This is a genomic window from Shewanella sp. 6_MG-2023, assembly GCF_030547195.1.
Lineage (GTDB): Bacteria > Pseudomonadota > Gammaproteobacteria > Enterobacterales > Shewanellaceae > Shewanella.
Genome location: NZ_JAUOQU010000016.1, coordinates 22,596 through 37,286, shown reverse-complemented (window position 1 = coordinate 37,286; position 14,691 = coordinate 22,596). Strand labels below are relative to the sequence as shown.

Sequence of the window (14,691 nt, the reverse complement as noted above, 5' to 3'; positions counted from 1 at the left end):
GTGTATTTGTTTTAGAACGTTTTGCCAATGTTGAACGAAAATATCTCTGTTTCATCATCTTCGTACTCTTTAATCGGCCAAGCCAAGCTAAACACCATAGGTCCCATTGGTGATAACCATTGGACGCTCATACCCCAAGAGGCACGGATCCGACCTGGGTCGCTATAATCTTCCAGTTTGTCAAACTCATCCGCTGGAAGGTATCTATACGAGTCATAATCAAACTCGGTATCCCATACGTTACCAGCATCAACAAAGAAACTAGTACGTACTGAATTAGAATAAGCCTCATCCAAGAAAGGCGTTGGAACAATCATTTCCACACTGGCAGTCGCAATGGCATTACCACCAATAGAACGACCAGAACTCACTTGAATTCGGTTAGGATCACCTGGCAGTGTACAGCCGTCACCTGATGGATCTGGCGCACATGGCTCACTACCACGATATAAATAGAACGAACGAGGGCCGACAGAATTAGACTTAAAGCCACGTAATGAGCTACTACCACCTGAGTAATAGTTTTCCCAGAAAGGCAAAATTTGATCATTATCATTAAACTTACCATAACCATTGGCATAACCTAAGCGCGCTCGCGTTAGTAACACAAAGCTGTGGTTACGGGTTAATGGTAAGTAAAAGTTGGTATCAAAGTCAGTTTTAAAATACTGCAGATCCGACCCTGGAATGGTTGCTTTCGCACTTAGGCGCTGCGATGAACCATCTGTTGGGAAGGTGCCGCGGTTTAATGTACTGCGATACCAACCACCATTTATCTCAAAGTTATCAAAGGCTAAATCAGAATTCGGGTCATCAGACTCACGGTAAACATTATAGAAACGTAATGCTTGTTCGTAAGCAGAGATTTCTGAAATCGCGTTATGACGATAGCCGATACCACCATTTAAACGGTTATTTTCGTTTATCGGGAAGCCTGAGTTTACCGCGATGCCATAAGATTTATTCTTATAACGCTCAAGGTTAGCCTCGTTTGCATCAAACTCGTTCCAGAAGATACTGCCGCCTAAGCTCACACCATCTTTAGTAAAGTACGGGTCAGTGTAAGAGAAGTTAACGTTCTTAGAATACTTATTGGTATTTAAGTTAATACCCGCTTGGTTACCCGTACCTAAGAAGTTACTTTGCTGTACACCAAACTGCAGACTTAAGCCTGATTCAGTACCATAACCCACACCGGCGTTAAATGAACCAGATGGCTGTTCTTTCACATTGAAAGCCACATCCACTAAGTCATCACTGCCAGGTACTTGTACGGTTTCAGTATCAACTGTTTCAAAGTAACCTAAACGGTTTAACAATACTTTTGACTGCTCAACTTGAGCTGAGTTTAACCACGCACCTTCCATTTGACGTAGTTCACGACGCATTACTTCATCTTTAGTAACTGTGTTACCGCTGAAGTTAATTGAGCGCACGTAAACACGTTTACCAGGGTTAACATTAATGTTTAATGCAACCTCTTTGGTTTCGTCATTAATTTCTGGATAGGTTTTTACTTCAGGATAAGCATAACCAAAACGGCCTAAATACTTGCTGTACATTTCTTCGGTGAAGGTAACATCACCACCGTTGTACATATCGCCTTCTTTGATCGGCAAGATAGCCTTCATCAACTCTTCACGGCCCATTAAATCACCGGTTAAGTTAACTTCAGAGACCTCGTACTTATCACCTTCATCAACATTGATGGTGATGTACAAGCCTTTTCTATCAGGGGTCATTGCCACTTGGGTTGATGTTACCGCAAAGCGAATATAACCTTGGTTGTGATAGTAGGTTTTTACCGTTTCTAAATCAGCTTCAAGCTTTTGCTTTTGATAACGGCGCTCACCAAATAAGTCCCACCAAGCAACGTAATCTTTAAGCTCAAGTAAACCAATTAATTCAGAATCTGAAAAAACGGTATTACCCACTACGTTAATTTGGCGAATTTCAGCCGCTAAGCCTTCAGTGAAGTTAAATTTAAGTTCAACACGGTTACGAGGTAAGTTAATGACTTCTGCTTCAACTTTCGCGCCGTATTTACCCACACCGTAATAGAAATCTTGCAGGCCTTTTTCGATGCCTGACAACATGGTTCTATCAAGTGACTCACCGATTTTAATACCTGAGCCGTCTAAGCTTTCTTGTAACTGCTCATCTTTAATATCTTTGTTACCTTCAAAGGTAACAGCACTGATAGTGGCACGTTCTTTAACGGAAACAAGCAATACGCCATCTTCATGGCTAACACTGATGGTTTCGAAGTTGGTTGAGGCATACAAGCTTTTAATGGCTTGCTGTAATTTTACTTGGTCTACCGTATCGCCCACTTTAACGGGCAGGTTTAGCAAGGCAGCACCAAGTGCGACTCGCTGTAAACCATCAATCTGGATGTCGGTCACTTCAAATGGTTGGAAAGTTTCCGCCATACCATTGCCTGAAAATGACGCGCCGACTAAAATCATCGAGGCAAAAAGTTTATTCAATCTCATAGAGCACTTCTAATTATTTGTGTTCCCTGCTCAGAGTCTGGAAAAATCATTAAAGAGTGCAACACTCATCAACAATAACAGCATCGCTGCGCCAAACCTGAATCCTATGTCCTGTACCTTCTCCGGTACAGGCTTACCCGTAATCACTTCGATAAAGTAATACAGCAAGTGTCCCCCATCGAGCACTGGCAAAGGCATTAAATTAATGATGCCTAAGTTCACACTGATGAGTGCGATAAACCCAAGAAAGTACACAAATCCATAGTCTGCACTGGTACCAGCACCTTGAGCTATAGAAATAGGACCACTTAAGTTTTTCACCGACACATCGCCGGTAAACAGTTTTCCAATCATCTTAAAGCTGACAACCACCAGTTGCCATGTTTTATCAGCGGCTGCTGTGAAGGAATCTACTATGCCATACTCAAGCTGGAAGCGCATACTTTCCGGCCAATCAATTTGAGTAGGACTTACCCCGACCATGCCAATCATTTGGCCTGCAGCATTGGTTTGTGCTTGCGGGGTGACATTAAGGGTTAATGCTTGATTATCACGTAATATTTTTAGCTGCACCGTTTTATCGGCAGACTTTTGTATCACATCTACAAACGCATTCCAATCGCGGTATGGTTTACCATTGATGGCAGTAATTTCATCGCCAACCTGCATACCAGCATATTCTGCCGCGCTACCTTTGGTGATCAAGGCTATTATAGGTTCAATGGCTGGGCGATAAATACCTAAACCAATTGCACTAATTGGCGATTCTTTATCGGGGTCAAATGTCCATTGGCTAATATCAAGCGTATGGGATTGACCAAGCTGGGCATCTGTGACGGCTGCATTAAGCGGTGTAAGACTGATCTCTAACGAATCGCCGCCAATATGACTCACTAACGCTAAATTAACTTCTTCCCAGTTTCTGACTTTTTGACCAGATACCGATAAAATTTGCATTGGCTCTTTAATGCTTATCTGCGCCGCAGGAGTATTGGCTTTGGTGGTATCAATAACAGGCTTTAAAGAAGGTACGCCAATGATGTACATAAGGTATAAGGCAACAATGGCGAACAAAAAGTTGGCCATGGGCCCGGCTGCCACAACCGCAATACGCTGCCAAACGGTTTTTCGATTAAAAGCTTGGTCGAGTAATTCCTCTGGGACTTCTTCTACTCGCTCATCAAGCATTTTGACATAACCGCCAAGCGGGATCATCGCCACAACGTACTCAGTGCCGTCTTTACCAACCTTGCGCCAAATGGCTTTACCAAAGCCAATAGAAAAACGTTCGACTTTTATGCCGCAACGGCGTGCAACCCAAAAATGTCCGTATTCATGAACTGTAATCAAAATACCTAATGCGACAATAAATGACCCTAGGTTCCATAAAAAATCTAACATTGTTCTCCTAAGAACTAGTTAATTGATTTAATTGCTTCATGAGCAATAGCACGTGCTTGTGCATCTAACTGTACAATATCTTCAATCGTCGATAACGACGACTGCGGCACTTTTAATAAACACGCTTCATTAACTTTAGCGATGTCAGTGAACTTGATTTGTTCAGCTAAAAAGGCTGCTACGGCAATTTCGTTAGCGGCGTTAAGTACTGTTGTCGCCTCTTGCCCTTGCTCACAAGCCTGCATTGCTAAGCCTAAACATGGGAAACGATTGAAGTCAGGTTCACAGAAGCTCAATTCTCGGACTTTGAAAAAGTCCAAAGGTTCAACTCCAGCGTTAATTCTTTCAGGAAAAGACATACAATGGGCAATAGGTGTACGCATATCTGGGTTACCCATTTGTGCGAGCACTGAACCATCTCGATATTGCACCATAGAGTGAATCACACTTTGCGGGTGAATAACCACTTTCAATTGCTCAGCCTTAGTATTGAATAACCAGCGCGCTTCAATAAACTCAAGACCCTTGTTCATCATGGTGGCTGAATCGACTGAAATTTTAGGTCCCATTGACCAATTAGGGTGATTACACGCTTGTGCTGGCGTCATGGATTGAAGCGCGGCTAAATCGGCGGTTAAAAATGGGCCACCAGAGCCTGTCAGTAAAATATGCGAAATACCAGATGCGGTTAAATCACAGTGCCCAAGGTTGGCTTGAATATCGGCAGGTAAGCACTGAAAAATAGCATTATGCTCACTATCGACCGGCAGTAAGGTCGCGCCACTTTGCACTGTAGCCTGCATAAACAATTCGCCAGACATGACTAAGGCTTCTTTATTTGCCAGCAATACCCGTTTGCCCGCTTTAACTGCGGCAAAGGTTGAAACAAGACCTGCTGCGCCGACAATCGCGGCCATAACCGTATCAACTTCAGAAGCCGTGACAAGACCTAATAACGCATCCTCACCTGTTGTCACCTTAGTGGCAATATTAGCAGGTATACGCTGCTGCAGCGCCTTAGCTGCAGATTCATCGACCATATGTGCATATACTGGTTTATGCTCGATACATAATGACAACATTTTATCGACGCTGGCATTGGCAACGAGACCATAAACCGCATATTGCTGTGGGTTTTGGCTAATAACACTTAACGTACTTGACCCAATGGAGCCAGTAGCGCCTAAAATGACCATATTTTGCATTGTATTAAATCCAGAATGCGATGTAGATAAGAGTGAAGATCGGTAGTGCAGCCGTTAAACTGTCCATTCTATCGAGTACTCCACCATGGCCTGGTAAAATAGTACCTGAATCTTTTATATCAGCAGCACGTTTAAACATGCTTTCAGATAAATCACCAAAGGCTGAAGCTAAAGCGGTTATCAGCGTAACGGTAATCACTAAAGCTAATTCTTGTTCTGGTGAGTAATACATCACCCCACATGCGACGACCAAGGTTGCTAATAAGCCACCAATCAAACCTTCAAGGGTTTTATTAGGGCTAACATTGGGCATCAATTTATGCTTACCAAATGCGCGACCAGCAAAATAAGCACCTGTATCAGCGGCCCAAACAACTAACATGACTAAAAAGACTAAGGTGCCGCCAAAATAAGGGTCAACATTACTGCTGATTGATTTGAGCGTAATGAGGGCAACAAAACAGGGAATAAGTGTTAGCTGACCAAACATCGACTTCAGCATTGGGCTGTTTTTCCATATGCTGTCAGTTTTAGGAAATGAAATAACTAAAAGTGCGCTTAAAAACCACCAAAAAGCACCAATAGCAATAATAGAGACAAAAATAGGGTGTAATTGGCCTTTAAGCCACATTGCATCCACAGGTACGATAAAGTTTAACGCTAATAAAATAACGGTGACTGTGACGGTAAATGTCCACTGGGTCACTTTACACTCAGGGTCAATAAAGCTGCCCCACTCTTTTGCGCCGATCATGAATACCGGCACCAAAACCCAAGCAAAATACTCTGCAGGCAGAAAGAAAATGGCCCCTATAACGAGAGGAAGTAACCATAATACTGTTATAATTCTTTGTTTTAACAAAAGTTTAGCCTCTTAATTCTTTATATAGCGCGAATTTCTTCGATTTGACTGCCTGTCAAACCAAAGCGGCGCTGTCTACTGGCAAATACAGCAAGGGCATCTTTAAACGCTTGCTCATTGAAATCTGGCCATAAGGTGTCAGTAAAGACTAACTCCGCATATGCAGCCTGCCATAAAATAAAATTACTGATGCGGTAATCACCGCCTGTCCGGATCATCAAATCAACTTCATTTTGTCCGTGCATGCACAGTTGTTGATTTAATAAATCTTCAGTTAACTCATCGGATGCTAAATCACCTTGGGCGACTTTATCCGCTAACTTTTGTGTCGCTTGTAAAATATCCCAGCGGCCACCATAGTTAGCAGCAACATTAAGCACTAAACCAGTATTGCCTGCCGTTTTTTGTTGTGCTTCATGGATCTGTTTTTGTAAACGTGCAGAAAAGCGGCTGATATCACCGATAATATTTAAACGCACTTGATTATTATGCAGTAGTTTGATTTCGCGCTGTAATACAGTGAAAAACAATTCCATCAGCAAACTGACTTCTTTATCAGGACGACGCCAATTTTCACTGGAAAAAGCAAACAAGGTTAACGACTCGATTTGTAACTGGCTCGCCACACTGACAGCCCGACGCACGGCCTTAACACCGGCCTTGTGGCCGAACACTCTTGGTTTACCTTGTTGCTGAGCCCAGCGGCCATTGCCATCCATAATGATGGCAACATGTTTAGGCAACGACTGTTTAACCACATCAGATAATTGCCCAGGCAATTGCTCTGATGAATCAATATCGGTATCTAATTGTGTTTCTGGCTCAAATCCAACAGTGGATGACATCTATTACAACCCTTTCAAATAGACAAACGCCGTGTAGTATAACCTTACACGGCGCTTCAACTCTAGCTTTGCTATGAGGAGAATTAGACTTCCATCAATTCTTTTTCTTTAACAGCTAAAATTCCATCAATATTCTTGATGCTAGCATCGGTGAACTTCTGAATTTCATCTTCGCTACGGCGAACATCATCTTCAGTACACTCTTTTGCTTTCTCAAGCTTTTTAATTTCGCTGATAGCATCACGCCGAACGTTACGGACTGCAACACGGCCATTTTCAGCTTCACCACGAACCACTTTGATGAAATCTTTACGACGCTCTTCAGTCAATGCTGGTAATGGAATACGCATTGAGTTGCCGGCAGTCATTGGATTTAAGCCTAAATCAGAGCTCATAATCGCTTTTTCTACAGCTTGCACCATAGTAGCATCAAATACAGTTACATTTAGCGTACGTGAGTCTTCGATACCAATATTAGCAACTTGCTTAAGTGGTGTCATAGAACCGTAGTAAGAAACCTGAATTGAATCAAGTAAACTTGGGTGAGCACGGCCGGTACGCACTTTGGCCATTTGGTTTTTAGTTGCTTCAACACATTTGCTCATACGTTCTTGAGCATCTTCTTTAATTGTATTAATCACGTTAAATATCCTTTTGGTCACAAACACTTAATACCTGAACGGCACCTTGATAATGGTACACGGGTTGCCCTATGTCGATACCCGTTCAAGTTAAATTTCTAAGCCTGATTTAGCTTGATTTTTTAGCGCTAATATACGTGCCTTCTTCTTCACCCATGATAACACGGCGCAATGCACCTGGCTTATTCATGTTGAATACTAATATTGGCATGTTGTGGTCACGGGCTAGCGTAAATGCTGCTAAGTCCATTACCTTAAATTCGTTTTCTAACACTTCGTTGAAGCACAGAGTGTCGTATTTAACCGCTTCTGGATCCTTCATTGGATCAGCTGAATAAACACCATCAACTTTAGTGCCTTTAAGTACAACTTCAGCTTCAATTTCAATGCCGCGTAAGCAGGCTGCTGAATCGGTTGTACAGAATGGATTACCGGTACCCGCTGCAAAAATCACAACACGACCCGATTTTAATAAACTGATTGCTTCAGCCCAGTTGTAGTCATCACACACACCTTTTAAAGGAATGGCTGACATCAAACGTGCATTTACATAGGCACGGTGCAGTGCATCACGCATTGCAAGGCCGTTCATTACGGTTGCTAACATGCCCATATGATCGCCAACAACACGATTCATACCAGCTTGCGCTAAGCCTTCACCACGGAATAGATTACCACCACCAATTACAACCCCAACTTGAATACCTAACTCAACCAGTTCTTTGACTTCTTGAGCCATACGATCAAGTACTTTAGGGTCAATACCGAAGCCTTCTTCGCCCATCAAGGCTTCACCACTTAATTTTAAAAGAACGCGTCTAAATGCAGGTTTTGGATTGGTGCTCATAACTTTTTCCTAATTATAACAAAACCGCAGCGGTTGCTGCGGCTTTAGGGTATGAAGAGATGTTGAATTACGCTTTTTTAGTAGCGGCGATTTGTGCAGCAACTTCTGCAGCGAAATCTTCTTCTTTCTTCTCGATACCTTCACCCACTTCTAAACGAATGAAGTTAGATACTGTTGCGCCTTTCTCTTTAAGAATATCGCCAACAGTTTTCTTAGGCTCCATGATGTAAGCTTGACCAGTAAGAGAGATCTCACCAGTAAACTTCTTCATACGGCCAATAACCATCTTCTCAGCGATTTCTTGAGGCTTACCTTCGTTCATCGCGATTTCTACTTGAAGCGCTTGCTCACGAGCAACAACATCAGCAGGTACGTCAGTTGGATTAACGAATTCAGGCTTAGAAGCAGCAACATGCATTGCGATGTGCTTAAGTGTTTCAGCGTCAGCTTCACCCGTTACAACAACACCGATACGGTCGCCGTGACGGTAAGTCGCTTGAGTAGCGCCATCGATGTACTCGATACGACGAACGTTGATGTTTTCACCGATTTTAGCTACTAAAGCAACACGAGTTTCTTCAAACTGTGCTTTTAGCTCTTCGATTGTTACTTTAGATGCAGCAGCAACTTCAAGTACTTCGTTAGCAAATGCTAAGAAGTTACCGTCTTTAGCAACAAAATCTGTTTGGCAGTTAACTTCTAATAATGCTGTGTAGCCTTCAGCTTGCTTGATTAGAATTGTACCTTCAGCAGCAATGTTACCTGCTTTTTTAGCAGCTTTTGCAGCACCGCTCTTACGCATGTTATCAATCGCTAGCTCGATATCACCGTTAGTTTCAGTCAATGCTTTTTTACAGTCCATCATGCCAGCGCCAGTGCGGTCACGAAGTTCTTTAACTTGGGCAGCAGTAATTGCCATTGTTAAGTCCTCAAATTTGATTCGTTTAATATTTCATCTATAAAACAGGGGCCTAAAGGCCCCTGTTCACCAATTAATTATTGGCAAATAAGGGAGATGGTAACCATCAACCTTATTAAACAGTTTCTACGAAACCGTCTTGCTCAGCTTGAACAGCTAAATCTTGACCACGGCCTGAGTTAGCAGCTGCAGCAACAGAAGAAGTGTACAAACGGATAGAACGCATAGCATCATCGTTACCAGGAACGATGTAGTTAACGCCATCTGGAGCAGAGTTAGTATCAACAACAGCAACAACTGGGATACCTAAGTTGTTAGCTTCTTTAATAGCGATATGCTCGTGGTCAGCACCGATAACGAATAATACGTCAGGTAAGCCGCCCATGTTTTTGATACCACCAAGAGATTTTTCTAACTTCTCTAGCTCGCGAGTACGCATTAACGCTTCTTTCTTAGTAAGCTTGTCGAAAGTACCGTCAACAGACTGGCTTTCTAGCTCTTTAAGACGTTTGATTGACTGACGAACAGTTTTCCAGTTAGTCAACATACCGCCTAACCAGCGGTGATCAACGTAGTACTGGTCACAAGAGATTGCAGCTTCTTTGATAGCTTCGCCAGCAGCGCGCTTAGTACCAACAAAAAGAACTTTACCTTTCTTAGAAGCAACATTGCTAATGAAAGCTAAAGCTTCGTTGAACATTGGTACAGTGTGCTCAAGGTTGATGATATGAACACCATTACGTGCACCGAAGATGAAAGGTTTCATCTTAGGATTCCAGTAACGAGTTTGGTGACCGAAGTGAACACCAGCTTGAAGCATGTCGCGCATTGAAACAGTAGTCATTTTATATACCTTAATTTGGGGGGTTAGACCTCCACGGATCCCATACCTTCGACCCTTGCCTAAAATAGACTAAGAGCACCCCGAAGAATGTGTCGATACGTGTGTGATTTAGTATTTAGTTAAATTGCCATCTATAACATGTATAATGGCCGCCATATTTTACTCTTAGTGAAGCAATAAGTGAAGAAAGCTTTGATGCTTAGTTCACTTTTATGTTTCGGTAAGACTTATACATAACGGCGCGCTTTATATCATAACTGGGTAAAAAGTACAAATTTTGCCACATTTTAAATGCGCTTTTTTGACAGCGACAACGGTAAGAGAAAATTCATGAGCATAGTTATCAAGACAGCAGAACAAATCGAAAAAATGCGTGTAGCAGGTAAATTAGCCGCTGACGTGTTAGAAATGATAGCCCCACATGTAAAAGTGGGAGTAACGACAGATGAGTTGAATGAAATCTGTGCTAAATACACTGAAGAACATGGAGCTATCTCTGCACCGCTGAACTATCACGGCTTTCCAAAATCAATCTGTACTTCGGTAAATGAAGTCGTGTGTCATGGTATTCCTGGCCCTTACATATTAAAAGACGGTGACGTGCTCAATATCGATATCACAGTGATCAAAGATGGCTTTCATGGCGACACCTCTAAAATGTTTTTAATTGGTGATGTTAGCCCTAAAGACAAACGTCTAGTTCGTATTGCTCAAGAAAGCCTTTATTTAGCCATTAAGAAAGTCAAGCCGGGTGCTAAGTTAGGTGAAATTGGCACTGCTATCGAAAAGTTCATTAAAGCCAGTAAATCTGGTTTAGACAAATACTCAATCGTGCAAGATTATTGTGGTCACGGCATCGGTGAAGGCTTTCACGAAGAGCCACAAGTGGTCCATTATAAAAACAACGACAAAACGGTTTTAAAAGAAGGCATGTGTTTCACAATCGAGCCAATGATTAATGCTGGACGCTACACAACGGTTTTAGATAAAGAAGATAACTGGACAGTGACCACTTCAGATGGTAAAAAATCAGCACAATGGGAACACACATTGCTAGTGACTAAAACCGGAGTCGAAGTACTCACACTACGTAATGAAGAAGAATTCCCAAGAACGCTTTAATTTTTAGGTAAAAAGGACGTCAATGAACACTGCGCTGGTAGCTAAAAACACCCTAGTCGATCTAAACCAGCGCTTATTGGCGCAATTTGCTCAAAAGCAGCCAATAACTGAACTCGTCAAAGAGCGATGTGTATTTGTTGATGAGCTATTAAAACAAGCTTGGCAATCGTTTTATACTAATGATCAGACGATTGCGCTCATTGCGGTGGGTGGATACGGCCGCGGTGAATTACACCCCCACTCTGATATTGATTTACTGATCCTGACCCAAACCGAAGCCAAGAACCTGCAAGCCCAAGAGCTTATCAGCCAATTTATCACTTACCTTTGGGATTCTGGCTTAGAGATCGGTCACAGTGTGCGCACCATTGAGCAAACCCTTGAGCTTGGCCTTAGCGATATCAGCACTGCTACTAACCTGCTTGAAGCTAGATTGTTATCTGGTGACGAAAGCTTATTTGATCAATTATATGACGCGATTCGTGAACATGATTTTTGGCCTTCTGACACATTCTTTCTTGCAAAAAAACAAGAACAGCAATATCGACATGCTAAAGCCAATGCCTTTGATTTAGAACCCAATATCAAGTCATGTCCCGGTGGCTTACGCGATATTCAAACTATAGCATGGGTGGCTATGCGCCACTTTGACGCCGCGTCATTACAAGAATTAGTCGGCTACGACTTTCTTGAGCCCATTGAATTAACCGAGTTACTGGAATGTCAGGATTTTCTCTGGCAACTGCGTTTTTCACTGCACATGATTGCTGGCAGAGATGAAAATAGGCTGCTGTTTGACTTACAAAGACAAGTTGCCGCAGCAATGGGTTATGAGGATGGGACTCAGCTCGCGGTCGAGCAAATGATGAAACGCTATTACCGCACAGTAAGACGGGTAATGGAATTAAATGAGATGTTGCTGCAGTTATTTAAGCGTGCAACCTTGCATCAAACTGCGCCGTTAACCATTCAGCCAATCAATGAAAACTATCAGCGCCGTGGTCACTTCATTGAAGTGCTCGATAATCAACTGTTTGAGCAACAACCTGAACAAATTATTAATTTATTTTTGTTAGTGGCCAAAAATTCTAATATCCAACGCATTTATGCCCCAACGCTGCGGCTTTTACGTAAAGCACGACGTGGCCTTAAGGGGCCATTACAAGATAACCCAGAGTGCAGAAAATGCTTAATGAGTATTTTAAAGCACCCTCGTGGCATAACAGCTTTATCCTTGATGCATAAACACGGCATATTATCTTCATACTTACCCGCATGGCGTAACATCGAAGGTCAAATGCAGTTTGATTTATTTCATGCGTACACGGTTGATGAGCACACTCACCGCTTACTGCTCAACATTGACCGCTTTTCGCAAACTGAGCAGATAGATGAATTCCCCTTAGGCGCGATTTTAATTAATCAGTTGCCTAAAAAAGGCTTATTAGTTTTAGGCGCTATATTCCATGACATTGCTAAAGGACGAGGCGGCGATCATAGTAAGTTAGGCTCTAAAGACGCGCTGGATTTTTGTAAGCTTCATGGATTAAACGATCATGACGGCCGTTTAGTGGCTTGGTTGGTTGAAAACCATTTAGTGATGTCAGTCACCGCACAGCGCCGTGATATTTCAGATCCTGATGTGGTGGCCGTTTTTGCAGATAGAGTCCAAGATGCGGTGCATTTAAGTTATTTATATTGCTTAACTGTGGCCGATATTTGCGCGACAAACCACAAAGCATGGAATAATTGGAAAGGCTCGTTACTGCGGGATTTATATTTTTCAACTCAGCGCGTGTTAGCCAGAGGCAAAGAAAAGCCCATTGATGTGGCTGAGCGAGTCCAAGAAACCAAACAAAAAGCGCAAAAAGAGCTGCTACGACGTGGCGTAAAACAAAAAAATATTGATGCGTTATGGCTAAGGTTTAAAGACGATTACTTTTTACGTCATCAACCTAATCAGGTTTCATGGCATACAGAAGCCTTGTTGAAACACGACAAGCAAAAACCATTGGTGCTTATTTCAAAGCATACGACCCGTGGTGGCAGCGAGCTGTTTGTTTACGCCAAAGATAAACCCAAGTTATTTGCCACTGTTATGGCGGTGTTAGACAATAAAAACATTAATGTTCATGATGCTAACGTTATGACATCAAATGATGATTACGCCTTAGATACATTCGTTATCCTAGAGCAAGATGGCAAACCAATCAGCCAACTTTCCCGCATTCAGTCGATTAAAAAGTCACTTGAGAAGGCGTTAGCAGCACAAAAACCTAAACCGTCAAAATTTAGAAAGCTGTCACGGATCATGAAACCTTTTAATGTTCGTACCCAAGTAAGTTTCCTACCTGGGACTAACCATGATACAAGTATGATGGAACTAATCGCATTAGACTTCCCGGGCTTATTAGCCAGCGTCGGAGAAGTGCTGCATCGCTGCGATATCACCTTATTATCAGCTAAAATTACCACCATTGGAGAGCGCGCCGAAGATTTCTTTATCTTACAAAATAATGCCGGCAGCGAGCTCAATGAAACGCAACAAGCGCAACTATCTGAAGCCCTCTTAGGAGCGCTTTCAACACCTTTACCACAATAAACTAATCGGGAGAAAGTAATGGAGGCATTACGCCAACGCATAGAAGCTGCATTTGAGGCTCGTCAGGACATCACACCTAGCACGGTAGAGCCAAGTGTTCGTGCAGATATCGAAACTGTTATTAGCATGCTAGACAAAGGTCAGGCTCGCGTAGCAGAAAAGATTGATGGCGAATGGCATGTACACCAGTGGTTAAAGAAAGCGGTACTGCTTTCTTTCCGTATCTTTGATAATCAAGTTATCGACGGTGGTGATACCAAGTACTTTGATAAAGTGCCGCAGAAGTTTGCTGACTACACAGCTGAACGTTTCAAAGAAGAAGCAATTCGTGTTGTACCACCTGCAACGGTTCGTAAAGGCTCATTTATCGGTAAAAATACCGTATTAATGCCTTCTTATGTCAACCTAGGTGCATTCGTTGACGAAGGTACTATGGTCGATACATGGGCGACTGTGGGTTCTTGTGCACAAATTGGTAAGAACGTACATTTATCTGGCGGAGTGGGCATTGGTGGCGTTCTAGAGCCACTACAAGCAGGTCCTACTATCATTGAAGATAACTGTTTCATTGGCGCGCGCAGCGAAATCGTTGAAGGCGTAGTTGTTGAAGAAGGCAGTGTTATTTCAATGGGCGTATACATAGGCCAAAGCACACGTATTTTTGACCGTGAAACAGGTGAAGTACATTACGGGCGTGTACCTGCAGGCTCTGTTGTTGTTTCTGGTAACTTACCTTCTAAGTGCGGCACTTACAGCTTATATGCTGCTATTATCGTTAAAAAGGTTGATGCGAAAACGCGCGGAAAAGTGGGTATTAACGAATTACTGCGTATCGTAGATTAATCGTTAGTCACCCAATTAAAAGGGCTTCTATTGAAGCCCTTTTTAATGGGTAAAATCTGCCAACT

General features: G+C 42.6%; 12 protein-coding genes. 3 read left to right on the top strand and 9 right to left on the bottom strand.

Annotation, left to right across the window (positions count from 1 at the left end; translation table 11 throughout):
• Positions 1-11: 11 nt before the first annotated feature.
• From bamA to rpsB, 9 genes are all read right to left on the bottom strand, one after another.
• Positions 12-2,495, bottom strand: a complete 2,484-nt coding sequence (bamA, locus tag Q4533_RS10970; RefSeq protein WP_102439647.1) for an outer membrane protein assembly factor BamA — start codon at positions 2,493-2,495, stop codon at positions 12-14.
• A 30-nt stretch (positions 2,496-2,525) separates the two neighbouring features.
• Positions 2,526-3,896, bottom strand: a complete 1,371-nt coding sequence (rseP, locus tag Q4533_RS10965) for a sigma E protease regulator RseP (protein ID WP_102476173.1) — start codon at positions 3,894-3,896, stop codon at positions 2,526-2,528.
• Positions 3,897-3,910: 14 nt separating this feature from the next.
• Positions 3,911-5,101 (bottom strand): 1-deoxy-D-xylulose-5-phosphate reductoisomerase, encoded by a 1,191-nt coding sequence (gene ispC / locus Q4533_RS10960; RefSeq protein WP_102439649.1) that lies wholly within the window; start codon positions 5,099-5,101, stop codon positions 3,911-3,913.
• A 4-nt stretch (positions 5,102-5,105) separates the two neighbouring features.
• Entirely contained in the window at positions 5,106-5,963 is an 858-nt protein-coding gene (locus Q4533_RS10955) for a phosphatidate cytidylyltransferase (protein WP_102439650.1), read from the bottom strand.
• A gap of 20 nt (positions 5,964-5,983) precedes the next feature.
• Positions 5,984-6,808: an isoprenyl transferase gene (locus tag Q4533_RS10950; protein WP_102439651.1), complete on the bottom strand. Its 825-nt coding sequence runs from the start codon at positions 6,806-6,808 to the stop codon at positions 5,984-5,986.
• An 83-nt stretch (positions 6,809-6,891) separates the two neighbouring features.
• Positions 6,892-7,449, bottom strand: coding sequence for a ribosome recycling factor (frr, locus tag Q4533_RS10945; RefSeq protein WP_076542902.1), 558 nt, complete (start codon positions 7,447-7,449; stop codon positions 6,892-6,894).
• 109 nt (positions 7,450-7,558) lie between these two features.
• Positions 7,559-8,296 carry a UMP kinase gene (gene pyrH / locus Q4533_RS10940; protein ID WP_076542903.1) on the bottom strand — a complete coding sequence of 246 codons (738 nt, stop codon included), beginning with the start codon at positions 8,294-8,296 and terminating at the stop codon, positions 7,559-7,561.
• A 67-nt stretch (positions 8,297-8,363) separates the two neighbouring features.
• Complete coding sequence (tsf, locus tag Q4533_RS10935) at positions 8,364-9,215, bottom strand: translation elongation factor Ts (protein WP_076542904.1); 852 nt, start codon at positions 9,213-9,215, stop codon at positions 8,364-8,366.
• A gap of 115 nt (positions 9,216-9,330) precedes the next feature.
• Entirely contained in the window at positions 9,331-10,059 is a 729-nt protein-coding gene (rpsB, locus tag Q4533_RS10930; RefSeq protein WP_076542905.1) for a 30S ribosomal protein S2, read from the bottom strand.
• Positions 10,060-10,389: 330 nt separating this feature from the next.
• Here rpsB and map point away from each other — a divergent pair, with 330 nt between their 5' ends.
• Genes map through dapD form a run of 3 tightly spaced genes read left to right on the top strand, consistent with a single transcriptional unit; the run spans position 10,390 to position 14,626 of the window.
• Positions 10,390-11,181: a type I methionyl aminopeptidase gene (gene map / locus Q4533_RS10925; protein WP_076542906.1), complete on the top strand. Its 792-nt coding sequence runs from the start codon at positions 10,390-10,392 to the stop codon at positions 11,179-11,181.
• Between the two features lie 22 nt (positions 11,182-11,203).
• Positions 11,204-13,783: a bifunctional uridylyltransferase/uridylyl-removing protein GlnD gene (gene glnD, locus Q4533_RS10920; protein ID WP_303502730.1), complete on the top strand. Its 2,580-nt coding sequence runs from the start codon at positions 11,204-11,206 to the stop codon at positions 13,781-13,783.
• An 18-nt stretch (positions 13,784-13,801) separates the two neighbouring features.
• Positions 13,802-14,626 (top strand): 2,3,4,5-tetrahydropyridine-2,6-dicarboxylate N-succinyltransferase, encoded by an 825-nt coding sequence (gene dapD, locus Q4533_RS10915; protein WP_076542908.1) that lies wholly within the window; start codon positions 13,802-13,804, stop codon positions 14,624-14,626.
• Positions 14,627-14,691: the final 65 nt, after the last annotated feature.